General features: G+C 61.1%; 21 protein-coding genes and 3 tRNA genes. 16 read left to right on the forward strand and 8 right to left on the reverse strand.

What is annotated here, in order from left to right; genetic code table 11:
* Window positions 1-34: 34 nt before the first annotated feature.
* Window positions 35-1,024 carry a DUF2860 family protein gene (locus I6L47_RS01225; RefSeq protein ID WP_216948462.1) on the forward strand — a complete coding sequence of 330 codons (990 nt, stop codon included), beginning with the start codon at window positions 35-37 and terminating at the stop codon, window positions 1,022-1,024.
* A gap of 225 nt (window positions 1,025-1,249) precedes the next feature.
* Here I6L47_RS01225 and I6L47_RS01230 read toward each other — a convergent pair.
* A tRNA-Asn gene (locus tag I6L47_RS01230) sits at window positions 1,250-1,325 on the reverse strand.
* Window positions 1,326-1,329: 4 nt separating this feature from the next.
* A tRNA-Asn gene (locus I6L47_RS01235) sits at window positions 1,330-1,405 on the reverse strand.
* A 487-nt stretch (window positions 1,406-1,892) separates the two neighbouring features.
* On the opposite strand from I6L47_RS01235, the gene dauA reads away from it, so the two are divergent.
* The 4 genes from dauA (at window position 1,893) to htpG (ending at window position 6,766) form a co-directional block, all read left to right on the forward strand.
* Window positions 1,893-3,629, forward strand: coding sequence for a C4-dicarboxylic acid transporter DauA (dauA, locus tag I6L47_RS01240; protein WP_064338171.1), 1,737 nt, complete (start codon window positions 1,893-1,895; stop codon window positions 3,627-3,629).
* A gap of 183 nt (window positions 3,630-3,812) precedes the next feature.
* Window positions 3,813-3,900: transfer RNA gene (locus tag I6L47_RS01245), tRNA-Ser, on the forward strand.
* 184 nt (window positions 3,901-4,084) lie between these two features.
* The gene (gene recR, locus I6L47_RS01250; RefSeq protein ID WP_005352677.1) at window positions 4,085-4,687 is read left to right on the forward strand and encodes a recombination mediator RecR; all 603 of its coding nucleotides are present in this window, start codon (window positions 4,085-4,087) and stop codon (window positions 4,685-4,687) included.
* Window positions 4,688-4,852: 165 nt separating this feature from the next.
* Complete coding sequence (gene htpG / locus I6L47_RS01255) at window positions 4,853-6,766, forward strand: molecular chaperone HtpG (protein ID WP_064337750.1); 1,914 nt, start codon at window positions 4,853-4,855, stop codon at window positions 6,764-6,766.
* A gap of 104 nt (window positions 6,767-6,870) precedes the next feature.
* Here htpG and I6L47_RS01260 read toward each other — a convergent pair whose 3' ends face one another.
* From I6L47_RS01260 to pspF, 6 genes are all read right to left on the reverse strand, one after another.
* Entirely contained in the window at window positions 6,871-7,656 is a 786-nt protein-coding gene (locus I6L47_RS01260) for an ATP-binding cassette domain-containing protein (protein WP_216948463.1), read from the reverse strand.
* A gap of 34 nt (window positions 7,657-7,690) precedes the next feature.
* Entirely contained in the window at window positions 7,691-8,689 is a 999-nt protein-coding gene (locus I6L47_RS01265) for an oligopeptide/dipeptide ABC transporter ATP-binding protein (protein ID WP_005333679.1), read from the reverse strand.
* A complete protein-coding gene (locus I6L47_RS01270; RefSeq protein WP_005333677.1) occupies window positions 8,689-9,582 on the reverse strand; it encodes an ABC transporter permease subunit in 894 nt (297 codons plus the stop codon). Before I6L47_RS01270 ends, I6L47_RS01265 begins: the two co-directional genes overlap by 1 nt.
* A gap of 35 nt (window positions 9,583-9,617) precedes the next feature.
* A complete protein-coding gene (locus tag I6L47_RS01275) occupies window positions 9,618-10,577 on the reverse strand; it encodes an ABC transporter permease subunit (RefSeq protein ID WP_005333676.1) in 960 nt (319 codons plus the stop codon).
* Between the two features lie 2 nt (window positions 10,578-10,579).
* Window positions 10,580-12,175: an ABC transporter substrate-binding protein SapA gene (gene sapA, locus I6L47_RS01280; RefSeq protein ID WP_216949293.1), complete on the reverse strand. Its 1,596-nt coding sequence runs from the start codon at window positions 12,173-12,175 to the stop codon at window positions 10,580-10,582.
* Window positions 12,176-12,283: 108 nt separating this feature from the next.
* Window positions 12,284-13,312 carry a phage shock protein operon transcriptional activator gene (pspF, locus tag I6L47_RS01285; RefSeq protein ID WP_216948464.1) on the reverse strand — a complete coding sequence of 343 codons (1,029 nt, stop codon included), beginning with the start codon at window positions 13,310-13,312 and terminating at the stop codon, window positions 12,284-12,286.
* Window positions 13,313-13,507: 195 nt separating this feature from the next.
* Here pspF and pspA point away from each other — a divergent pair, with 195 nt between their 5' ends.
* The 11 genes from pspA (at window position 13,508) to I6L47_RS01340 (ending at window position 24,330) form a co-directional block, all read left to right on the forward strand.
* The gene (gene pspA, locus I6L47_RS01290) at window positions 13,508-14,194 is read left to right on the forward strand and encodes a phage shock protein PspA (RefSeq protein WP_216948465.1); all 687 of its coding nucleotides are present in this window, start codon (window positions 13,508-13,510) and stop codon (window positions 14,192-14,194) included.
* Between the two features lie 3 nt (window positions 14,195-14,197).
* Window positions 14,198-14,434, forward strand: coding sequence for an envelope stress response membrane protein PspB (pspB, locus tag I6L47_RS01295; RefSeq protein ID WP_005333672.1), 237 nt, complete (start codon window positions 14,198-14,200; stop codon window positions 14,432-14,434).
* Window positions 14,431-14,835, forward strand: a complete 405-nt coding sequence (pspC, locus tag I6L47_RS01300) for an envelope stress response membrane protein PspC (protein ID WP_005333670.1) — start codon at window positions 14,431-14,433, stop codon at window positions 14,833-14,835. The genes pspB and pspC overlap by 4 nt, the downstream gene beginning before the upstream one ends.
* A gap of 101 nt (window positions 14,836-14,936) precedes the next feature.
* Complete coding sequence (locus tag I6L47_RS01305; protein ID WP_216948466.1) at window positions 14,937-16,343, forward strand: YcjX family protein; 1,407 nt, start codon at window positions 14,937-14,939, stop codon at window positions 16,341-16,343.
* Between the two features lie 53 nt (window positions 16,344-16,396).
* The gene (locus I6L47_RS01310) at window positions 16,397-17,428 is read left to right on the forward strand and encodes a YcjF family protein (RefSeq protein ID WP_201910667.1); all 1,032 of its coding nucleotides are present in this window, start codon (window positions 16,397-16,399) and stop codon (window positions 17,426-17,428) included.
* Window positions 17,429-17,618: 190 nt separating this feature from the next.
* The gene (locus I6L47_RS01315) at window positions 17,619-18,542 is read left to right on the forward strand and encodes a LysR family transcriptional regulator (protein WP_005346246.1); all 924 of its coding nucleotides are present in this window, start codon (window positions 17,619-17,621) and stop codon (window positions 18,540-18,542) included.
* A 197-nt stretch (window positions 18,543-18,739) separates the two neighbouring features.
* Window positions 18,740-19,885 (forward strand): ABC transporter substrate-binding protein, encoded by a 1,146-nt coding sequence (locus tag I6L47_RS01320; protein WP_139463105.1) that lies wholly within the window; start codon window positions 18,740-18,742, stop codon window positions 19,883-19,885.
* A 143-nt stretch (window positions 19,886-20,028) separates the two neighbouring features.
* Window positions 20,029-21,042, forward strand: coding sequence for an ABC transporter ATP-binding protein (locus tag I6L47_RS01325; RefSeq protein WP_216948467.1), 1,014 nt, complete (start codon window positions 20,029-20,031; stop codon window positions 21,040-21,042).
* Window positions 21,039-22,007 carry an ABC transporter permease gene (locus tag I6L47_RS01330; protein WP_005346227.1) on the forward strand — a complete coding sequence of 323 codons (969 nt, stop codon included), beginning with the start codon at window positions 21,039-21,041 and terminating at the stop codon, window positions 22,005-22,007. Before I6L47_RS01325 ends, I6L47_RS01330 begins: the two co-directional genes overlap by 4 nt.
* Window positions 22,008-22,042: 35 nt before the next feature.
* Window positions 22,043-22,870, forward strand: a complete 828-nt coding sequence (locus I6L47_RS01335; protein ID WP_019444920.1) for an ABC transporter permease — start codon at window positions 22,043-22,045, stop codon at window positions 22,868-22,870.
* A 29-nt stretch (window positions 22,871-22,899) separates the two neighbouring features.
* Window positions 22,900-24,330 carry a gamma-aminobutyraldehyde dehydrogenase gene (locus I6L47_RS01340; RefSeq protein ID WP_139474195.1) on the forward strand — a complete coding sequence of 477 codons (1,431 nt, stop codon included), beginning with the start codon at window positions 22,900-22,902 and terminating at the stop codon, window positions 24,328-24,330.
* Window positions 24,331-24,433 lie beyond the last annotated feature (103 nt).

A 24,433-nucleotide genomic window follows, 5' to 3' on the forward strand; every position in this document is an offset into this window, starting at 1 on the left:
CCCACTCTTGTGGCCGCTTGCCAGGAGTGTTGCGATGCGTATTGGTCTGCTGTTGAGTATGGGGATGCTGGTTGCAAGCGGGGTTCAGGCTGAAGCTCTGGGTGCCATTCCTGAGGAATCTGGTTTTTCCGGCAGTGTGCTGGCGGGGGCCAGCGTTGGCGAGACCAAGTCCAATTTTGCCACGGGGAGTGCAGGTAGCGAGCGTATTGACGCTTTGGGTGCTGCGGCGCAGCAGCGCCACCTTGATCCGGTGATCAACGGGGATCTGCGCTACACCTTTGCTTCCACCGGTAGCCAGCTGTTTCTGGGCAACCTCATTCAGGATGCCATTCGTGGCGACGGTACCCAGCAGTTCGGGTTGCGCCAGCAACTGGGGGACAAGGGGATCGTGGCCGGTTCGCTGGTGTTCAATGCCACCCCGGTCAAGGTCTGGCGCGATCCCTTTGCTGTGGGTGTGGAACGCGAGCAGGGTGACGTGCGATCCCACGGCGCCCGTCTGGCGTGGGACAACATCTGGGGCAGTGCGCTCAGTGGCAGCATCACCAGCCGCGACGTCAAGGTGGATGGGGAGTCCAGCGGCGAGCAATATGGCCGCGCTGTGATGGGGATGCTGGATCGCAATGGCCGGGTCAACTCCGCTGAGCTCTCCTACCAGTTCCGGCTGGCAGACGATCAGTTCCTCGAGCCAGCATTGCGCTATGAGAAGGCTGATCTGGCGGGCAGTGCCGAGTCTTATGTGAGCAAGGGGTTGCAGTTCACTTACGCCAAAACCTCGCCCCGCTGGTCATTTGTCAGCAACCTCTATCTGGGCAAGCGGGACTATGACGAGGCCAACCCGCTGTTTGGCCAGCGTGCCGACAGTCGCGACATGGCCATCGATGCCACCCTCTTCTGGCACCAGCTGTTTGGCATCGCCCCGCTCTCTGCTCTCCTGAGCGCCAGCTACGCCACGGCAAACTCCGGGATCGACTTTTACGATATTCGCGTCACCAGCATCACCACGGGTCTGCTCTACCGCTTCTGATCCCGGCATCCGGCAGCGAGATGAGGTGTACACACAGGGGCTGGTCAATCCAGCTCTATTGTTTATGGGATGGCGCTCAATAGACAATTCAAGCTATATGCAGGTTGGTCATCACATGCAGGCAAGAGGCGTTATGACAGAGGGCATTTGAGGGACGCGCGAGGTAGGGAAGGGGGAGAACAGAAAATACGAAAAAGCCCAGCCAAAAGGCTGGGCTTTAGAATTTGGCTCCCTCGACAGGACTTGAACCTGTGACATACGGATTAACAGTCCGCCGTTCTACCGACTGAACTACGAGGGAAAAGTGGCTCCTCCTACTGGACTTGAACCAGTGACATACGGATTAACAGTCCGCCGTTCTACCGACTGAACTAAGGAGGAATTGCCTGTCTCGTTAAGACGGGGCGAATATTAATGACCAGGGCGGCGGGTGTCAACCCGCGAATTTCCCGAAAACCGGATTTTCGGACTGTTTGCCCAAAAGTTGCGCTTTGCGGTTTATTTTCAGCACAATCAGTCCCTTGCCATCGCATTGGCCAACTGATGCCGGGAACATTGGTTCGGTTCGCATCAACCTGATGATGCCAGCATGATGTCGCGAACGTGCTGGTAACCAGGCGAGGCTCAAATGGTAATCTTTGTGGCAAAAAGGGGGAGAGCAGGAGCCAAGATCGGCGATTTGGCGGCAAATAGGCCAAATAATGGGTGAGCGCGCGTTTCATTGATCCTGCCCATCGAAAAAATGGCCCGTCTGGAGTAAGGTTACGCAGGATACCATCGCCGCGTCGACAGCCCTGCCGGCCCTTGATGATGATCGGGCGCCGGATCTCTCCGGCCTTTATCTCCCTCTTCTGGTATTACGATATACATGCACAAGCAAGCCTCTTTAAATAGCGTGAAGCTCGCCATAGCCTTACGCCAGTCCTGTATTGATGAACCCTACAGCATGGCCCGCTTCGGCCGTGATCTTATCGCCGGTGTGACGGTGGGCATCATCGCCATCCCGCTCGCCATGGCGCTGGCCATCGCCAGCGGTGTACCGCCGCAACACGGTCTCTATACCGCCATCATCGCCGGTATCGTGATCGCCGTGACCGGTGGCTCCCGTTACTCCATCTCCGGCCCGACCGCTGCCTTTGTAGTGATCCTCTACCCGGTCGCCCAGCAGTTCGGGGTTGGTGGTCTGTTGATGGCGACGCTCATCTCCGGCCTCTTTCTGGTGGCGATGGGGATGGCCCGTCTTGGCCGCCTTATCGAGTACATTCCCCCGTCAGTGACGCTGGGGTTTACCGGTGGTATCGCCATCGTGATTGCCACCTTGCAGATCAAGGACTTCTTTGGCCTGAGCGTGCCCGAGATGCCGGAAACCTATCTGGGCAAGGTCGAGGCGCTGGCCGCCGCCCTGCCAAGCTGGCAGTGGGGCGATACCCTGGTGGGGGTCGCAACGCTGGCTGTGCTGCTGCTCTGGCCGCGCCTGCGTCTGCCGGTGCCCGGCCACTTGCCCGCGGTGCTGGTCGGGGTAGGTCTGGGTTTTGGCCTCCATTACTTTGGGGTGGATGTGGCCACCATCGGCAGCAAGTTCAGCTATACCCTGGCCGATGGCACCCAGGGGATGGGGATCCCGCCCATCGCACCGACCCTGGTGATGCCCTGGGCCTTGCCCGGACCGGATGGCTTGCCAGTTGAATGGAACCTGGCGGCTGTTGAGCGGCTGCTGCCTGCCGCCTTCTCCATGGCAATGCTGGGGGCGATCGAGTCGCTGCTCTGCGCCGTGGTGCTCGATGGGATGACCGGTCGCAAACACAGCTCCAACGCCGAGCTGGTAGGGCAGGGGCTTGGCAACATCTTCGCTCCCTTCTTTGGCGGCATTACCGCTACCGCCGCCATCGCCCGCTCTGCCGCCAACGTGCGTGCCGGCGCTACGTCCCCTATCTCGGGGATTGTTCATGCGCTGGTGGTGCTGGCTGCCATTCTGGTGCTGGCCCCCTGGCTCTCCTGGTTGCCGCTCTCGGCCATGGCTGCCTTGCTGCTCATCGTGGCCTGGAACATGAGTGAAGCGCACAAGGTGGTGGAGCTGATCCGTCGCGCGCCCAAATCCGATGTGCTGGTACTGCTGGTCTGCCTGTCACTCACCGTCATTTTCGACATGGTCATCGCCATCACCTTCGGGGTGATCCTGGCATCCCTGCTCTTTATGCGCGAAATCGCCAAGATGACCAAACTGCACGACTTGGCCGAGCACAAACGCTATGCCCACGAGGTGCCGGACAACGGCCTGCTCTACAAGATCAACGGTCCGCTCTTCTTCGCAGCGGCCGAACGGGTCTTTGCCGAGCTGGAATCACAAGTGAAAGGGCACCAGGTGCTGGTGTTGCAGATGGAGGCGGTCTCCATCCTCGATGCGGGCGGCCTGTCTGCCTTCCTCCACTTTGGCAAGCAGATGGCCAAAGCCGGTGTCGAATTGCGGGTGGCCGAGTTGCAGTTCCAACCGCTCAAGACCCTGGCCCGTGCCAAGGTACGGCCGCAGCCCGGCAAGCTGGAATTTTACGGCTCGCTGGAAGAGGCGCTCAAAGGTGAACATTTGCACGAAGCGGCAGTAAATTGATTGAAAGGGATACGAAACGACATATTTTTGGTCACTTGGTTCGGATATTGAGCAAACGAACGCAAAAAGTAAAAAATTGCATTGACCAAAAGCCATCGTATCCCTTACATTACGCCCCGTCGCCGCGGCATGGTCCGCCAGTGAATGTGCAGCTCAAGCACATAAAGCAGTGAGCAAAAATTTGGTGAGGTGTCCGAGTGGCTGAAGGAGCACGCCTGGAAAGTGTGTATACGGCAACGTATCGAGGGTTCGAATCCCTCCCTCACCGCCACATTGCAAAGCCCTGATGGAAACATCAGGGCTTTTTGCTATCCGCGTTTTTGCGAGCGCTGTGGGCAAGCCGATGGCGATGGGCGGCGGGCTCGGGTATAGTCCTGCGCTAATGGCGTTATCCTGTTTTGCTGACCCGTCGTTGCCTTGGTGGTGGCGAGGGGCAGGCCCGTGTAAGGAGTGTTATGAAGTTCAGTCCCCTGCTCGATGAGATGATGAAAGCCCTGCAGGTATTGCCGGGGGTGGGGCCCAAGTCTGCCCAGCGGATGGCCTTTACCCTGCTCGAGCGTGAGCGCAGCGGCGGTTTGCGGTTGGCCCAGCTGCTCTCTCGCGCCCTGACCGAGATTGGCCACTGCAGCCACTGCCGCACCTTTACCGAGAACGACCGCTGCGATATCTGCGCCAATCCCAAGCGGGAAGAGAATGGCCTGCTCTGCGTGGTGGAGAGCCCGGCGGACGTGGCGGCCATCGAGCAGACCGGTCAGTTTTCCGGTCGTTACTTTGTGCTGATGGGCCATCTGTCGCCGCTGGACGGCATAGGCCCGGAGGAGCTGGGGCTCGATATTCTCGAGCGCCGTCTGAAGGAAGAGCACATCAGCGAGCTGATCCTCGCCACCAATCCCACCATTGAAGGGGATGCCACCGCCTGGTATATCGCCGATATGGCTCGCACCGCCGGGGTAGAGGTGAGCCGCATCGCCCATGGCGTGCCGGTGGGGGGCGAGCTGGAGCTGGTGGATGGCACCACGCTCTCCCACTCCCTGATGGGGCGCCAGCGCCTCAAGTAAGGGGCGGGTGGCGGTAAGTCGCGAAAAACTGAACATAAAATCGGCGGTTACACGCCAACAGGGGGGCGAATGAGCAGGATTGCACATTCGCCCCCTTGATATTTGGATCGCTGTCCCCATCTAGGTTGGGCATATGTTCAACCCGATGTTTCTGAGGATTGGTCCATGACCCAAAGTGTTCATGCCGAAACCCACGGCTTTCAGACTGAAGTCAAACAACTGCTGAGCCTGATGGCTCACAGCCTCTACTCCAACAAAGAAGTATTCCTGCGCGAGCTGATCTCCAACGCATCCGATGCGGCGGACAAGCTGCGCTTCAAGGCGCTTTCCGATGCCTCTTTGTTCGAAAACGACGGCCAGTTGCGTGTGCGTCTGGTGGTGGACAAAGAGAAGCGTACCCTGACCATCTCCGATAACGGGATCGGTATGACCCGTGATCAGGTGATTGAGCATCTGGGTACCATCGCCAAGTCCGGCACCGCAGAATTCTTCAAAAACCTCTCCGGCGATCAGGGCAAGGATTCTCAGCTGATCGGTCAGTTCGGGGTCGGTTTCTACTCCGCCTTTATCGTGGCCGACAAGGTGACCGTGGTGTCCCGCGCCGCCGGTACTGCTCCGGAGCAGGGCGTACAGTGGGAATCGGAAGGGGAAGGCTCCTTCACCGTCGCTGACGTGACCAAAGAGGGTCGCGGTACCGACGTCATCCTGCACCTGCGTGCCGAAGAGGACGAGTTCCTCGACGACTGGCGTCTGCGCTCCGTGGTGGGCAAATATTCCGATCACATCAGCGTACCGGTCGAGATGTTCAAAGAGGGCACCCCTGATCGGGAAGAGGATGGCGAGACCATCGTCGGCACCCCGGGCGAGTGGGAGCAGGTCAACCGCGCCACGGCACTGTGGACCCGCAACCCGAAAGATATCAAGGACGAGGAGTATCAGGAGTTCTACAAGCACGTCGCCCACGACTTTGAAGATCCGTTGCTGTGGGGTCACAACCGGGTGGAAGGCGCGCAGGAGTACACCAGCCTGCTCTACGTACCGGCCCGCGCACCGTTCGACCTCTACAACCGCGAGCAGAAGCACGGTCTGAAGCTCTATGTGCAGCGCGTCTTTATCATGGATGACGCCGAGCAGTTTATGCCGACCTACCTGCGCTTCGTCAAAGGGGTGCTGGACTCCAACGATCTGCCGCTCAACGTCAGCCGTGAAATCCTGCAGGACAACAAGGTGACCGCCTCCCTGCGCAAGGCTTGCTCCAAGCGCGTGCTGACCATGCTCTCCAAGCTGGCGAAAGACGATGCCGAGAAGTACGCCAAATTCTGGAAAGAGTTCGGCAACGTGCTCAAAGAGGGTCCTGCCGAGGATTACGCCAACCGCGAAGAGATCGCCAAGCTCTTGCGCTTTGCCAGCACCGCGGGCGAGGGCGAAGCCCAGACCGTCTCTCTTGAGGATTACGTTGGCCGCATGAAGGAAGGCCAGCAGAAGATCTACTACATCACTGCTGACTCTTATGCCGCAGCCAAGAACAGCCCGCACCTCGAGATCTTCCGCAAGAAGGGGGTCGAAGTGCTGTTGATGTGGGAGCGTGTGGATGAGTGGCTGATGAGCCACCTGACCGAGTTCGACGGCAAGCAGCTCATCTCCGTCACCCGTGGCGAACTGGATCTCGGCGATCTGGAAGATGAAGCATCCAAGCAGGCGCAGATCGATGCCGAGAAGGCTAACGCCGGTCTGGTTGAGCGGGTCAAGAAGAGCCTGGGCGATGCAGTGAAAGAGGTGCGTGTCACTCACCGTCTGACCGACTCCCCCTCTTGCATCGTCACCGACGCCTACGGTATGAGCACCCAGATGATCAAGCTGATGCGTGCGGCCGGCCAGCCGGTACCGGAGCAGAAGTACATTCTGGAGCTCAACCCTGACCATGCGCTGGTGAAGAAACTCGACACCATCGAAGACGAGGCGCTGTTCGGTGAGTGGGTCACCCTGCTGCACGAACAGGCCCAGCTGGCCGAGCAGGGCGGGCTGAACGATCCGGCGAGCTTCGTCTCCCGCATCAACCGTCTGCTGCTGCAAGCCTAAGCAGCAACGCCGGTAACAGAAAGCCCACTGCATGCAGTGGGCTTTTTTGATCTCGCCGTGTGAGCGCGGCGAAAACAGCGGCAAAGGAGGCGGTCTGCGCCTCTCTATTTGCGGTATTCGTTGTTGTAGTTCTGGATGAGACGGCGAGTCACCTCATGTTGGGGATCGGCAAACACCTTGAGGGTCTTGCCGCGCTCCACCACCCGACCTTCGTGCATCACCAGCACCTCGTCGCTGATATGGCTGACGATGCCCAAATCGTTGGCTACCAGCACATAGCTCAGCCCCATGGTCTCCTGCATCTCCAGCAGCAGGTTGATGATCTGGGAGCGCACCGAGATATCCAGGGTGGAGAGCGCCTCATCGGCCACCACTATCTTGGGGTTGAGGATCAGCGCGCGCGCCAGCGCCACCCGCTGCTGCTGACCGGAGGAGAGCATCTGCGGATAGAACAGGGCGTGATCCGGCAGCATCCCCACCATACGCAGGGTCTGCACCACCTTCTCGCGGCGCTCCTCCTCGGTCATCTCGGTGTTGAGACGCAGCGGGGTTTCCAGGATCTGGCCGACCCGGATCTTGCGGTTCAGCGAGGTGTTGGGATCCTGAAAAATCATCCGCAGCAGTTTGCAGCGAGTCTGGTAATCGCCATGCACCATCAGGTGGCCGTCGATGGCGATGTCGCCGCTGGTGGGTTCGATCATGCCAGCCAGAATGCGGGCGAGGGTACTCTTGCCGGAGCCTGCCTCGCCGACGATGGCGAGGGTCTGGCCCACTTCGAGGTCGAACGAGAGGGGCTTGATCGCCTCCACCGCCTGACGACGGAACAGACCGGTACGGTTCTGGTAGGTTTTGCTAAGGCCTCTGACCTGCAACAGGGATGGCTCGATCACAAGCGGGGCTCCTTAATGGGGGCATTAACGGTCATCATTTTTTCGGCTCCTCCATGTTCAGCGGGAAGTGGCAGCTGAACTGATGGCCCTTGATCTTGTTCATCAACGGAGTTTGCACGCACTGCTTCTGGGCATAGGGGCAGCGCGGCCCCAGACGGCAGCCGATGGGCAGGTGTTGCAGTGGCGGGATGACGCCGGGCAGGGTCTCTAGGCGCGACTTGTGGCGCACCAGCTTGTCAAAGTCGGGGATCGATTTGAGCAGGGCATCGGTATAGGGGTGATGCGGGGTCTCGAGGATCTGCTCCCGGGTGCCTACCTCCACCATCTGGCCGCAGTACATCACGTTGATGGTATCGGTCAGGTTGGCGATGGCGGCGATATCGTTACTGATGATCAGGATGGTGGTATTGCCCAGCTTGTTCATCTTGTCCAGCAGTCGCAGGATCTGGGAGTGGGTGGTGGACTCCATGGCGCTGGTGGGCTCGTCGGCTACCAGCAGACGCGGCTGGTTGGCAATCGCCATGGCGATCATCACCTTCTGGCACATGCCATCCGACAGCTCGTGGGGATAGGCGCGCATCACCTTGCGGTGATCCTTGACGCCGACCCGGTGCAGCAGGGCGATGGCTTTCTTCTTGCGCCACTGGAAGCGCTGCCAGAATTGTCCCTCGAACGAATCGGTCGGGATCGCCTCTTCCAGCTGGGTGCCGATCTCCTCGGAGGGGTCGAGACAGCTGATGGGGTCCTGGAAGATCATGGCGATCTCGCGTCCCATGATGCGACGGCGCTCCTTGGGAGCCATGGTCAGCAGATCCATGTCGTTGAAGCGCATCCGGTCGGCACGTACCGTCCAGTTGTCCTTCTCGATGCCGACGATCACCTTGGCGATCAGACTTTTACCGGAGCCGGATTCACCCACCAGACCGCGGATCTCCCCCTCGGTCAGGGTCAGGCTCACCTTGTCCACCGCCTTGACCTTACCTTGCGGGGTGTCGATCTCGATGGTGAGATTGCGAATATCGAGCAGCGGCATCAGTCATTCCCCTCTTTGAGTGCTTCACGAATGCCTTCACCAACTAAATTGGTCACCAGCACGCTGAACAGGATGGCGATTCCGGGCAGGGTGACAGTCCAAGGGGCGAGATAGATAAGGTCGCTCGAATCGGCCAGCATGGTGCCCCACTCCGGTTGGGGAGACTGGGCGCCGAGGCCTAGAAAACCGACTGCCGAGATATCGAGAATGGCCGCCGACAAGGTGCGGGTGGTCTGGGCCACCAGGGTTTCGACAATGTTGGGCAAAATAGCCAGACGCATGATCCGGAAGGGGGGCGAGCCATCGAGGCGGCTGGCGGTGATGTACTCCTTCTGCATCTCGGCATGTACTGCGTTGTAGGTGGCCCGGATAAAGGGCGGGATCAACGCCAGGGTAATGGCTATCAGGGTATTGCCAAAACCCGGTCCCATGATGGCGACCATGATGATGGCCATCAGCAGGGAGGGGATGGAGAGTAGGGTGTCGAGCAGGTGGTGCAGCACGCTCGATTTAAGTCCCTTGCTCATGCCGCCGAGGATACCGATGGCGGAGCCCACCACCATGGCGATCACCACCACGACCAGCGCATAGCCGAAAGTGAGACGTGCCCCCACCACCAGCCGGGAGAGCATGTCACGCCCCAGATCGTCGGTGCCGAGGAAGTAGTCGATGTTGCCAGTCGCCGCCCATGAGGGGGCGAGCAGCAGCTTGTCGGTGTGCTGTTCATCGATGCCGTAGGGGACGACCAGCGGCCCCACCAGCGTGATGAGCAGCAACAGCAAAAAGCACCAAAGCCCTGCCATCGCCAGCGGATTGCGGCTGTAGGAGGCCCACGTCTGCTCAAGGGGCGAGAGGATCTTGAGCTCGGGATAGATGTTCGATTTATCTTGCATAGGATACCTGGCTCCTGGTCACGCCATGAGCGCGTTCAATCTTGTTTGGCATACAACTCTTTGCGCCGTGCCGGATAGATAAGGGTGGTCAGCAACTCGGTGCTGACGCTGGTCAGGATCACGAAACTGGCGACCACCAGGGTCGCGCCGCGAATGGCGGCGTAATCCTGCAGGGCGATGCTGCTGATGAGCCAGCGGCCGATCCCGTGCCACTCGAACACCACCTCGGTGATCATGGCGGAGGTGAGCACGCTACCCAGTTGCAGACCCAGCAGCGGCAGTACCGGCGGCAAGGCGTTCTTCAGCCCGTGGCGCCAGACGATCTGCGCCTTGGAGAGTCCCCGGCTCGCCGCCGCCTTGATGTAGTTCTGCTTCATCACGTCGATGAGGGAGCTGCGCACATGGCGGATCACCTCGGTGGTGGGCACCACCGCCAGCACCAGTGATGGGAGAATGAGGTGGCGCAGGGCATCGTGCAGCGCCGCTTGCCGCCAGGGTTCGTTGCTGAGCAGCACATCGATCACCGCGATGCCCGTGATGGGGGGCACGTCGTAGAGCAGGCTGATCTGGCCCGACGCCGGCAACCAGCCGAGATCCAGCGAAAAGAGCATTACCACCAGCAGCGCCAGCCAGAATACCGGCACCGCATAGCCGATAAGACCGGCAGTCATGATGGAGAGATCCAGCGTCTTGCCCTGTGACAGGGCCGCCAAGGTGCCGAGGGGAATGCCCACCAGCAATGAGATGGCGAACGCCGCCAGACAGAGGATCAGGGTTGCTGGGAAGTAGTGGCGGATCTCGTCCAGCACCGGCAGCCCGGAGACGCTGGAGAGCCCCAGGTCACCTGCGAAAATGCGGCGCAGGAAGTCGGGATAGCCGCTCCAGAAGCTAAGCTGATGGCCGATCAGCCGATAGTCCAGCAGATAGGCGACAAAGGTCAGCGCCAGCAGGGTGATGAGCAGCAGGTTGATGCGGCGCAAGGTGTATAGAAGCATGCTTACTCCCTGTGAGCCTGGTTGAAGGAAGTGCCACCAAAGGGCATCAGCGTCAGCCCCTCGATGTCGCTGCGGCTGACCTGGGTACGCAAGGCGTGCGCCAGCGGGATCAGCGGCAGCTGTTCGTTGAGCAGGGTCTGGGCATAGTAGTAGTTGCGCAGCCGGAACGAGAGCTGGGGCGTGGTGACCGCATCATCCAGCAACTGATCGAAGGCCGGGCTGCACCAGCGGCTGTAGTTGTTGCCGCGCTCCACTGCCGAGCAGCTCAGCAGCTGGCGGAAGAAGTTGTCCGGGTCGGCGTTGTCGGCAATCCAGCCGGAGAGCAGGCTGTCGTACTGCCCCTTGGTGAGGCGGCCTTCGATCACCGGCCACTCCCGTTGCACGATCTTGAGCTTGATCCCGACCTTGGCCAGATCGCTGCGGATCAGCTGGGCGGTCTTGACCGCATCCGGGTTGTAGGGGCGGGCGTCCGGCTGTACCAGCACCTGCATCTCGAACCCTTTCTCCAGACCCGCCTCCTTGAGCAGCTGGCGCGCCCGTTTCAGATCGGGCTTGCGCTCGGGCAGGCTGGGGTTGTACCCCCATGAGAGGGTCGGCAGCAGGCTGTTGGCGGGCAGGCCGGTATCGAAATAGACCGCCTGAAGCAGGTTGTCGATATTGATGGTGCTGGCAATGGCCTGACGCACCTTGACGTTGTTGAACGGCGGCTTGCGGGTATTGAGGGCCAAAAAGGCGACGTTCATCCCCGACTGGACCGAGAGGCTCAGCGCCGGATTTTGCTTGATCACCGAGAGCTGGCTGGCGGAAGGGGTGCTCATCACGTCGCACTCGCCGGTCAGCAGCTTGGCCAGCCGTTTGGCGGATTTGGGGGTGATGTCGTAGACCAGCTGTTCAATCTTGGCATCGCCGCCCCAGTAGCCGGGGTGGCGCAGATAGCGGATGAACTCGTTGTGGCGATACTCCTTGAAGCTGAACGGCCCGGTACCGATGGGGCGGCTATCCAGCAGGGCTGGCGTGCCCGCCTGCAACATCTGCTCGGCGTATTCGGCGGAGAGGATCACCGCATAGTCGCTGGCCAGGGTGGCGAGGAAGGAGGCGTTCGGCTGGTTCAGCTCGAATACTACCGTCTGCGGCCCCTTCTTGCTCACCCGCTTGATCAGCAGATCTTGCCCCAGGCTGTAGAAGTAGGGGTAATCGCCGCCGGACACATTGTGATAGGGGTGCTGCTCGTCCAGCTGGCGGGCATAGGTGAAGACCACGTCATCGGCATTGAAAGTGCGGGTGGGCTTGAACCAGGGGGTATGGTGAAACGTCACCCCTTTGCGCAGGGTCAGGGTATAGGTGAGGCCATCCTCGCTGACATGCCAGTTGGTGGCGAGCGCTGGTTCCAGCGCCAGGGTATTGGGGTTCACCTCCAGCAGGCGGTCGTAGAGCGGACGGGCACTGGCATCCAGTGTCACCCCGGAGTTGGAAACATGGGGATTGAAGGAGAGGGGGGATCCCTCAGCACAATAGATGAGTCCGGTTTTGGAGGCCTCGGGTTGCTTCTGGCAGCCGGTGACCAGCACCAGCAGACCCAGCAGCAAGGGTGTGAGCATTCTCATTGTTGAACCATGTTCTTATAGGGGTTTTGTACGCACGTTTTGATACAAATGTGCCAGCGCGAAGGCTGGCGTGTTGCTGGAGTCGGCATCAACCGCGCTCCTTCACTCTTGTTCTGCATCGTTATCGCCATCCAGCAGCTGATATTTGCGTAGCATGCCACGGAACTGGTGATAGCTTAAGGCCAGCAGTTGAGCGGCTTTGCGCTGATTATACTGGGATTGCTGCATCGCTTGCTTGAGTAAATTAATCTCGTACTCCGCCACAGCTTGCTTGAGATCGAGCGGCAAGGCGAGGGGGGATGCAGATTGTACCTCGCTTCGGGCCTCTTGCGCAGGTTGCGTGACCTGTGGTCGCCAGGGGGAATCAAACGGGTTGAGCACCAGGGTCGAGAGCGGCAGCTGGGGATTGCCCTGACGATAGATGCTGCGCTCCACCACGTTCTTCAGCTCCCGCACGTTGCCCGGCCAGTGGTAATCCAGCATCAGCTGGGTTGCCTTGCGCGAGAAACCGGCAAACAGCGGATAGCCCAGCTCCCGGGTCATGCTGTGGGCGAAGTGTTCCGCCAGCATCAGGATATCTTCCCGCCGCTCCCGCAAGGGGGGGAGGGTGATCACATCAAACGCGAGCCGGTCGAGCAGATCGTGGCGAAACTGACCCTTGTTGGCCAGCGCAGGGAGATCTTCGTTGGTGGCGCAGACCAGTCGCACATCCACCTTGAGGGGCTTGGCCCCACCCACTCGCTCGAACTCGCCATACTCGATGACCCGCAGCAACTTCTCCTGCACTCGGGCGCTGGTGGTGGCCAGCTCGTCGAGGAACAGAGTGCCGCCATCGGCCCGCTCGAAGCGGCCTTGATGGCGCTTGGCGGCGCCGGTAAACGATCCCGCTTCGTGACCGAACAGCTCGGTCTCCAGCAGGCTCTCGCTCAGGGTGGCGCAGTTGATGGTGACAAAGCTTTGATCCCAGCGCGCCGAGAGATAATGTAGGCGGTGTGCGATCAGCTCCTTGCCCGTCCCCCGCTCACCGATGATCAGCACGGGTTTGCGCAGCGGGGCGAGCCGTGAGGCCTGCTCAATGATCTCGAGAAATGCGTTGGATTCCCCCAGCAGGCTTTCCGTGGCTGTGGTCATAGTGATCCCTGTCAGTTGTAAAAGCTGGTCAATCTTACCAAAAGTTGGTGATTTTAATCATCACTTGCGCGAGGCATCTTGCAATCCGGCTATTCTGCCCATATAAATCAACAAGTTAAATTTTGTTCCAGATTGGCACACAAGTTGCCATTGTCAATGGAGAAACAACGCCATGCCAATAACAGGAGTGCAATCATGAGTATTTTTTCCCGTCTGGCCGACATCATCAATTCCAACCTGACGGCCCTGCTCGACAAGGCAGAAGATCCCCAGAAGATGGTGCGCCTGATCATCCAGGAGATGGAGGACGAGCTGGTCAAGGAGCGTTCCAATCTGGCCCGCTTCCTCGCCAGCCAGAAAGAGATTGGCCGTCAGGTCGCCCGTCATCAGGAGCGGGTCGACGAGTGGCAAGCCAAGGCCGAGCTGGCCCTGACCAAGGGACGTGAAGATCTGGCCCGCGCCGCCCTTATCGAGAAGAAGAAACAGACCGAGTTGTCAGAGACCCTCTACCGCGAGCAGCAGACGGTCGACAGCGGCATCGAGAAGCTGGGTGAAGAGATCCGCCAGCTCGAAGCCAAGCTGGAAGATGCCCGCGCCCGTCAAAAGGCGATGGCCATTCGCACCGAAGCGGCCAGCAGCCGTCTCAATGTGCAGAGCCAGGTAGCCCGTGGCGAGAGCCAGGCGGTGGTGAGCAAGTTTGAGCGGATGGAGCGTCGCATCGACGAAATGGAAGCGCGCGCCGATCTGGGTCAGTCCGACAAGGCGCTGGCGCAGCAGTTTGCCGAGCTGGAAGTGGACGATCAGATAAGCAAAGAGCTGGAGGCGATGCGCCAGAAGCTGGGTCAGGGCGACAGCAAAAGCGAAGGCAAACAGGGGGAGTAACAGATGGAAGATCTGCTGGGCGTATTGATGGTTCCCATGGTGGTCTTCATGGTGGTGGTAGCCCCCATCTGGCTGGTGCTGCACTATCGTGCCAAGGGGAGGATTGGCGCCGGTCTTGCCGATAGCGAGCGGGAACAGCTGCAAGGGCTGCTGGCTCGCACCGAGAAGATGCAGGAGCGAGTGGGCGCGCTGGAATCGATTCTGGATGCGGAAGTACCCGGTTGGAGGAACAAGGTATGAGCAGTGTCAGTCGTGAAGGGCGTAACCTCTATCGTGATCCCCAGCGTGGCAAGATAGCCGGGATCTGTGCCGGTTTGGCTGAGTATTTCGGGGTGGAGACCTGGATCGTGCGGCTGCTCGCCATCAGTGGCCTTATCTTCGCCGGTTTCATCACCTTCACCGCCTATATCGCCGCCTGGTTCCTGCTCGACAAAAAGCCGGTCACCCTCTATTCGCAAGAGGATGCCGACTTTGCCGAGGTGCGGATGAAGGCGCGCAGCTGGCAGGCGGGGATCACCCCTCATCAGGCGCTGGGCCGTATCGCGCAGGAACTTGACGCGCTGGAGCCCAGAGTTCAGCGGATCGAGAAGCTGGTGACCTCCAGGGAGTTCACCCTGCAGCGGGAGTTTCGCAAGCTGTAGTTCTTGCTGAAGCCCCCATGTCGATGGCGGCGCCTCCCGTGATGCGCCACCATCGACACCAGCTATCCAGATGCAACCACCAAGGGAGAACGGGTCAAGCCTTGATACTCAATAAACTGGAACAGAAGTTGACTCGCCTGCAACACAAGGCGAACGACGTGGTGAACCGGGTGCGGGATCGCCATATTCGGCTGGCGGTGACCGGCCTCTCTCGCAGCGGTAAAACCGCCTTTATCACGGCGCTGGTCAACCAGCTGGAACACGCGGCCATCGATGGCCGTTTGCCGTTGTGGGATGCCCTGCGTCAAGGGCGCATCCTCGGCGCCCGCCGGGTGCCGCAGCTCAATGCCCACATCCCCACCTTTGCCTACGAGCGTGGCCTCGACTCCCTGTTTGGCGATCCACCTGCCTGGCCCGAGCCCACCCGCGGCGTGGCCGAAGTGCGCCTCGAAATCCGCTATCGCACCCGTCACCCCCTGCGCAAGCATCTGGGGGAGATCTCCACCCTCTACGTGGATCTGGTGGACTACCCCGGGGAGTGGCTGCTCGACTTGCCGCTCCTTGAGATGAGCTACGAGCAGTGGAGTGAACAGGTGCGCGAGCAGCTTCGTCGCCCAGAGCTGCAGGCACTTGCCGCCAGCTGGCTGACACCCGGGTGGCAGGTCGATCAGCGCTTCGAAGAGCGGCCGGTGGCTGAGCTAGCCGAGCGTTACACCGCCTACTTGCATGCTTGCAAACAGGAGCTGGGGCTGCACCTGATCCAGCCCGGCCGCTTCGTCTTGCCGGGCGAGTATGCCGGTGCCCCCATGCTGCAGTTTGTCCCCTGGGTGTGGGATATGCCTGCCAGCGAGCCTGCCGATGGCACCCTCTACGCCACCCTCAAGCAGCGCTTCGAGCAGTACAAGCAGCATCTGGTGCAGGGCTTCTACGAGCAGCACTTTGCCGGTTTTGATCGCCAGATCGTGCTGGTGGATTGCCTGCAGCCCCTCAACGCCGGGGCGGCCAGCTTTGGCGACATGCAGCAGGCCATCGCCCGCATCATGGAGAGCTTTGCCTACGGCAAGAGCAACTGGTGGCGGCGACTCTTCTCGCCCCGTATCGACAAGCTGCTGTTTGTGGCGAGCAAGGCCGATCACGTTACCCCCGAACAGCATGCGCCCATGGTCTCACTGCTGCAGCATCTGGTGCGCAGCGGCCGCGGCCAGGCCCGTTTTGAGGGGATCACCACCGAGTGTCTGGCGCTCGCCGCCATCAAGGCGACCGAGGTGGGCAAGGGGGTGGCCAATGGCCGCGAGTTCCCCGCCATCCGTGGCACCAGCCTGAGCGGTGAGCCGCTGCTGCTGTTCCCCGGAGAGGTGCCGCCCCATATTCCACCCGCGCAGTGGTGGAACAATCAGGGCTTTGATTTTCAGGCGTTTCGCCCCATGCCCATGAGCCCCCATCAGGCGCTGCCCCATATCCGGCTCGATGCGGCGCTGGAGTTTCTGCTTGGGGATCACCTCGAATAACGGTGTGCGGTCTTGGCACCTGAGCCGAAGGCTGCGCACAGGAGAACAATGCGATGAACGATCAGATAAAAGAGCGGCCGCCGCTGCAGGGCAAGGTGATCCTTGAGCCTGCCTTGACGGTGGCCAGTGACGAGCGACCGCCCGCACCGGCCCAGCGGCTGGAGGAGGCGAGTTTCGAGCGCCTCGACGAGCTGGACGATTTCACCGAGGTGGAGAGTGCCCTCGTCAGCAAACCGCGTCGCCGCCATCGGCTACTGGCGTGGGGGCTGGGGGCGGTCGGTCTGCTCTCGTTGGGCCAGTATGGCGCTTTCCTTTACGATCAATTTCTCACCACCCCGCTCTGGGGCAGCGCCTGGCTGGCGGCCTCGGCGCTGGTGGCGGCGGGTACCGCCAGCGTGGTGGGGCGCGAGTGGCTGCGACTGCGCACCCTCAAGCGGCGTCAGGATGTGCGCTCGCGAGCAGAAGACCTGCTTGCTCATCAGGGAGTCGGGCAGGGGCAGGCCTTTTGCGAAGGGTTGGCGGTCAAAAGTGGCGACAAGGGGCGCGAGGGGTATCAAACCTGGCTGGCCCAGATCGACGAGAGCCACAGCGATCGGGAAGTGCTGACCCTCTATAGCCAGCTGGTACTCGGCGAGCGTGACAAGCTGGCCCAGGCGCGGGTGGCCAAATGGTCGGGGGAGGCCGCTGTTCTGGTGGCGCTCAGCCCGCTCGCCACCGTCGACATGATGTTGATGCTGTGGCGCAACCTGCGGATGATCGAGGATATCGCCGATGTCTATGCTATCGAACTTGGCTACTGGAGCCGCATACGCCTCATCCGTCAGGTGTTTCGCAACATGCTCTACGCCGGTGCCACCGAGCTGGTGACCGAGGTGGGGATGGACTTGCTGGGCGCCGAGTTTGCCGCCAAGCTCTCTGCCCGCGCGGCGCAAGGGGTGGGGGCCGGGCTGCTCACCGCTCGCCTTGGCCTGCGCACCATCGAAGCGTGCCGTCCGCTGCCTTGGTGTGCGGACGAGAAACCGAAACTCGGCGAGCTGCGCAAGCGGCTGATCGGCCAGCTGGCGGGGTACCTCAACAAATCCTGATAGCCCTGTCTGCACCTTGCTGCGATGATCCATGCCCCTGTCGTGCTCGCCAAGCCACAGGGGCATGGTTTTAATCGGCAGATCATTGAGTTGGCAGCAGAGTCCTGCTTTGGCGGGGCGCCCGTTTACGGTTAAGCTGGCAGTCAATCTTACCAATCACACCAATAGTACCAATCGGCAAGGATGCCCGATGAACTTTACCTTTCGCCAGATCCGTTATTTTGTGGCCGTGGCCGACAGCTTCTCAGTGAGTCGCGCCGCCGCCGAGTTGCATATCTCCCAGTCGGCGGTCACCAGCGCCATTCGCGAGCTGGAGACCGAGCTCGGCGCCCCGCTATTCGAGCGCAATCCGCGCGGCGTCACCCTCACCACTCAGGGCCACCAGTTTTTGCTCCACGCCCGCCGCATTCTCGGCGCCATGACCGAGGCGAGCCACTCCCTCAAAGCGGTGGCTCAGCAGGATCAGGGACGACTCACCATCGGCGTGACCACTCTGGTGGCGGGTTACTACCTCTCTGAGGCGCTTGGCCGTTTTCGCCGCGCCTTTCCGGCGGTACAGATCGAGGTGAAGGAGGATGAACAGCCTTTTCTGGAGCACCAGATCGTCAACGGCGAGGTGGATGTGGGGATCCTGATGACCAACCGCACCATCCGGCAAGAGGCGTTTGATACCGAATTGCTGACCCGCTCGCCGCTGCGGCTCTGGCTGGCCGCCAACCACCCGCTCTGCGCCGAGTCGACCCTCTCGCTCACCGCGCTGGGGGAGGAGCCGATGATCTCGCTGACCGCCGATCAGCTCGATCAGATCATCGGTGGCGGCCTGCGTCGCTACGGCATCTCCCCCCGTATCGTGCTGCGCACCGCGTCGGTGGAGGCGGTGCGCAGTCTGGTGGCAAGCCAGCTCGGGGTCGCCCTGCTGCCCGATTTTGCCTATCGCCCCTGGTCGCTGGAGCAGGAGCGGGTCGAGGCGCGCCCCATCAAGGAACCCATTCCCGCCATCGATATCGGGCTGGTGTGGCGCCGTGGTTCTCGGCTGGATTGGACGGCGCGGGAATTTATCGATATTGCGCGGGATCAGAGCCGGTTGCGGGCCCGTCAGGCGCTCCCTCGCTAGCCATCTCTTGCAGGGTAGCCACCAAAAATCAGATTCATCTGCACTCGATATCGATTTAGCTGATACCTGAGCCATCAAAAATTGAAATATTCATCGTATTGCCACTCCCCTAAGCTCATTGCTGGTTAACAGGATGTTAACGCCAATGGCGGCGTTCCTTCACCTGATGCAAGTCAACACAATGCAAGGAGTGCATGATGAAATTGACCCCTCTGATGCTGGCTCTTGTTCCGGCGCTGCTGGCAGGCCAGACCCAGGCTGCCCCGACCGAGCTCGGCAAGGGTGAAGGCCAGCTCAATATCGTGGCCTGGGCTGGCTACGTTGAGCGTGGCGAGACCGACAAGAACTACGACTGGGTGACCGGATTCGAGAAAGAGACCGGCTGCAAGGTGAGCGTCAAGACGGCGGCCACCTCGGACGAGATGGTGGCGTTGATGAACGAGGGGGGCTTCGATCTGGTGACCGCCTCCGGCGATGCCAGTCTGCGTCTGATTGCCGGTGGCAAGGTGCAGGCGCTCAATCTGGCGCTCATCCCGAGTTACAGCAAGATTGATCCCCGGCTGCAAAATGCCCCCTGGCACACTGTGGATGGCAAGCACTACGGCGTGCCCTACCAGTGGGGCGGCAATATCCTGATGTACAACACCAAGGTGTTCCCCAAGGCACCGGACTCCTGGAACGTGGTGTTCGAGGAACAGACCCTGGCGGATGGCAAGTCCAACAAGGGGCGGGTGCAGGCCTTTGACGGCCCGATCCACATCGCCGATGCCGCCCTCTATCTGATGACCCATCAGCCTGCCCTGGGCATCAAGGATCCTTACGAGCTGAACGAGGATCAGTACAAGGCCTCCCTCGATCTGCTGCGCAAGCAGCGCCAGCTGGTGGGGCGCTACTGGCATGATGCTTTCGTTCAAATCGATGACTTCAAGAACGAAGGGGTGGTCGCGTCAGGCTCCTGGCCGTTCCAGGCCAATGCCCTGATTGCCGACAAGCAACCCATCGCCACCACTGTGCCGAAAGAGGGAGTGACCGGTTGGGCCGATACCAGCATGGTGCACAGCGATGCCAAGAACCTCACCTGCGCTTACAAGTGGCTGGAGCACTCCCTGAGCAACAAGCTGCAGGGGGATCTCGCCGCCTGGTTTGGCTCGGTGCCTGTGGTACCTGCCGCCTGTGACGGCAATGCCCTGCTGGGCCCGACCGGGTGCAAAACCAACGGTATCGACAACTTCGATCGGGTTCGCTTCTGGCGCACTCCGGTCTCCCAGTGCAAGAGCCAGGGAACTTGCGTGCCCTATTACCGCTGGGTTTCCGACTATATCGCCATTCTGGGCGGCCGCTAAGGCGTGGTGAGCAAGGTGGTCGGAACCGCTGCCACCTTGCCAACGGCAGGGGCGCTGCGCCTCCTCTGCACGACTGCCGAGAGCGGATAATCAAGCGGGCCGGACAGGAGTCCGGCCCATCCCAGTACAGACAAGGACGCCCCATGAACGCCGTACAATTTGACCGGGTCAGCCGCCACTATGGCGAGGTGAAGGCGGTCGATGACATCTCTTTCCAGATCCCCTCAGGGGAATTCTTTACCCTGCTGGGGCCGAGCGGTTCCGGCAAGACCACTTGCCTGCGGATGATCGCGGGCTTCGAGTACCCGAGCGACGGGGAGATCCGCCTGTTTGGCGAACCCTGCTCCACCGTGCCGCCCTATGATCGCAACCTCAACACCGTGTTTCAGGACTATGCCCTGTTTCCCAACATGGATGTGCGCGACAACATCGGCTATGGCCTGATGCTCAAGGGGGTCGCCAAGGCACAGCGTTACCGCAAGGTGGACGAGATGCTGGAACTGGTGCGACTGCCCGGGGTCGGCAAGCGCCGCCCAAGCCAGCTCTCCGGCGGCCAGCGCCAGCGCATCGCCATCGCCCGGGCGCTTATCAACCAGCCACGCATCCTGCTGCTGGATGAGCCGCTGGGGGCCCTCGATCTCAAGCTGCGCGAGCAGATGCAGATGGAGCTCAAGTCGTTGCAACGTCAGCTGGGCATCACCTTTATTTTCGTCACCCACGATCAGCAGGAGGCGCTCTCCATGAGCGACCGGATCTGCATCTTCAGTCAGGGCAAGATCGAGCAGATCGCTGCGCCCGATACTATCTACGACGCTCCGGCGACGCCGTTTGTGGCCCGCTTCGTTGGCACCGTCAATCTGTTCGAAGGGGAGCAGGCCAGACGGCTGTGCGGCGACGGCAGCCAGATGATGGTGCGCCCGGAGCGGATCCGGCTCGCTGAGGCGGGCGCGCCGGGCTGGTCGGGGGAGATCCGCGAGGTGGAGTATCTGGGCCCCTTCGTCCGTTATCGGGTTGATCTCGGGGAGCAGCTCGAGATCATCGTCAACCACCCCAATGAGGGGCAGGCCCGTCTGGCCCGTGGCTGCAGGGTCAGCCTCAGTTGGCCGGAGCAGGCCATCCATCGCCTGAGCGGCGCCCATCAGGGGGCGCAGCCATGAGTGCCCCTCACAGTGCGAGTCTTGCCATGAACCATCAGCCCGAACCTGCCCGTTTCAGGCCGCTGCGGCGCCTCTCGACCCTGCTCTATGGTCGGCCCGGCCTGCTGCTGGCGATCCTGCTGGGGCCGCCGCTGCTGTGGCTCGGCATCATCTATGTCGGCTCCTTGCTGATGCTGCTCTCCAACTCTCTGTTCGGGCTGGACGAGTTCAGCGGTCAGGTGCGCCACGAGCTGGGGCTGCAAAACTTCGTCGCCCTGCTACGGCCGGAGAATCTGGATGTGATCGGCCGCACCGTCGGCATGTCGCTGCTGGTGACCCTGGCCTGCGCCTTGCTCGGTTTTCCGGTTGCCTACTACATGGCACGCTACACCAGTGGCAAGACCCGGGCGCTGTTCTATGTGGGGATCATGCTGCCGCTCTGGTCCAGCTATCTGGTGCGGGTCTACGCCTGGAAGCTGATCTTGGCCAAGGAGGGGGTAGTAAGCTGGCTGGCGGACAGCATGGGGCTGGAGTGGCTGCTCGATGCCATCCTCTCCCTGCCGGTCATCGGGGGGCCGTCGCTCTCTTTTTCGCGGCTCGGCACCTTTATCGTGTTCGTCTATGTCTGGCTGCCCTTCATGATCCTGCCCATTCAGGCGGCGGTGGAGCGTATTCCGCGATCCCTGCTGGAGGCGAGCAGTGATTTGGGGGCGACACCTGCTCAGACCTTTCGCAACCTGATCCTGCCGCTGGCGTTGCCCGGTGTGGTGGCGGGCTCCATTTTCACCTTCTCGCTGACCCTCGGTGATTACATCATCCCCGGCATCATCGGCAACTCGACCATGTATATCGGTCAGGTGGTCTACATGCAGCAGGGAACGGCGGGCAATCTGCCCTTTGCCGCCGCCTTCTCGCTGGTGCCGATCCTTATCATCGCCATCTATCTGGCGATTGCGAAAAGACTGGGGGCTTTTGATGCGCTTTGAATCAATCGCTTTGAACCGGCAGCAAGGAGGCCGTCATGTCAGCTAGCTCAATGAGCCGTCAGGGAGAGCGCCCTTCGGGCCTGCTCAAGTACGCCGCCATCGGTGGCCTTCTGTTCCTGCACTTTCCCATTCTGTTTATCTTCCTCTACGCCTTCACCAGCGAGAGCAAGAGTTACCAGTTTCCGCCCCCCGGGCTCACCCTCAAATGGTTCGAGGTGACCCTCAATCGCCCCGATGTGTGGCGTGCCATCCAGCTGTCGCTGGAGGTAGCGGGGCTGGCGACGCTGGCGGCCATGATCCTCGGCACCTTGGCGGCAGGGGCCATTGCTCGCAGCCGCTTCTTCGGTCAAGAGGTGGTGTCGCTGTTGCTGGTGCTGCCCATCGCGCTGCCCGGTATTGTCACCGGTATCGCGCTGCGCTCGGCCTACGGCTTGATGGAGATCCCGTTCAGCTTCTGGACCATCGTTATCGGCCACGCCACCTTTTGTGTGGTGGTGGTCTACAACAATGCGCTGGCCCGTTTTCGCCGCACCAACCAGAGCCTCATCGAGGCGTCGATGGATCTCGGGGCCGACGGCTTCCAGACCCTGCGATACGTGATCCTGCCCAATCTGGCCACGGCGCTGCTGGCGGGGGGCATGCTGGCCTTTGCCCTGAGTTTTGACGAAGTGATCGTCACCACCTTTACGGCGGGCCAGCAGACAACCCTGCCCATCTGGATGTATCAGGAGCTGATCCGTCCCCGTGACAGGCCGGTCACCAACGTGGTGGCCCTCATCATAGTGGCCTTCACCACTATCCCTATTTTGCTTGCCTACTACCTCACTCGCGACACCCATGATGTCGCTGGCAGTGGTAAATGATGACTCAACGCGTGCGCAAGGATGCAACCATGAAACTCTCTACCCAACTCTTGATTGATGGCCAGTTTGTGACCGGCGAGGGGCAGGCCGAACCCATTCTCAACCCGGCCAACGGCGAACAGATCGCCGCCGTGCCCGAAGCCTCGTTCGAACAGGTGAACCGGGCGGTGAACGGTGCCCAGCGCGCCTTCGCCCAGTGGAGCCGCACTACCCCTGCCCAGCGCAGCAACCTGCTGCTGCGTCTGGCGGATCTCGTCGAGCGCCACGCAGAGGAGTTTGCGGCGCTGGAATCCCTCAACTGCGGCAAACCCTATCTGGCGGTGCTCAATGACGAGCTGCCCGCGGTGGTGGACTGCTTCCGCTTCTTTGCCGGGGCGGCCCGCTGCCTGCAAGGGCCGCTGGCGGGAGAGTATCTCGAGGGGCACACCAGCATGATCCGGCGCGACCCCATAGGTGTTGTGGGCAGTATCGCCCCCTGGAACTACCCGCTGATGATGGCGGCCTGGAAGATGGCGCCGGTGCTGGCGGCGGGCAATACGGTGGTGCTCAAACCCTCCGAACAGACCCCGCTCACCGCGCTGCGTTTGGCGGAGCTGGCCAGCGAGATCTTTCCCCGCGGCGTTATCAACGTCATCTGCGGGCGGGGGGAAAGCGTGGGGGCGCCGCTGGTGGAGCACCCGCTGGTGCGGATGGTGTCGCTCACCGGCGATATCGCCACCGGTCAGAAGATCCTGCAGAGCGCTGCCCGCACCATGAAGCGCACCCACCTTGAGCTGGGGGGCAAGGCACCGGTGATCATCTTCGACGATGCGGATCTGGAGGCGGTGGTGGCGGGCATTCGCACCTTCGGTTTCTACAATGCAGGGCAAGATTGCACCGCCGCCTGCCGTATCTATGCCCAGGGCAAGATCTACGACAAGTTCGTCGCCGCCATGACCGAGGCGGTGGCCTCCATCAAGGTAGGTAGCCAGTACGAGGAGGGGGTCGAGATGGGGCCGCTAATCTCGGACAGACAGCGCAACCGGGTTGCCAGCTTTGTCGAGCGGGCCCAGAGCTGCGGTCATGTGGAGGTGACGGCGGGGGGCAAGATCCGTCCCGGCAACGGCTTCTTCTTCGAGCCGACCCTGATTGTCGGGGCCCGGCAGGAGGATGAGATCGTGCGGCGCGAGGTGTTTGGCCCCGTGGTGTCGGTGACCCGTTTCAACGATGCCGAGCAGGTGGTGCAGTGGGCCAACGACTCGGACTATGGCCTCGCCTCGTCGGTCTGGACCAAGGATCTGAGCCTCGCCAGCAAGGTGGCCAGCCACCTGCAATATGGCTGCACCTGGATCAATACCCACTTCATGCTCACCTCCGAGATGCCCCACGGCGGCATGAAGATGTCGGGCTACGGCAAGGATCTCTCCCTCTATGCGCTGGAGGATTACACTGTGCCGCGCCATATCATGGTCAAGCTGTAGTGGGGATTGGTTAGCGGGTTGTCACAATTTATTTACAACTGTTTCAGGCAGCCGACTCATGGGTCGGCTGCTTTTTTTGTTGCCATTTCGTTACATTGAAGCC

Origin of the sequence: Aeromonas sp. FDAARGOS 1417 (genome assembly GCF_019046985.1) — a bacterium.
Lineage (GTDB): Bacteria > Pseudomonadota > Gammaproteobacteria > Enterobacterales > Aeromonadaceae > Aeromonas > Aeromonas veronii.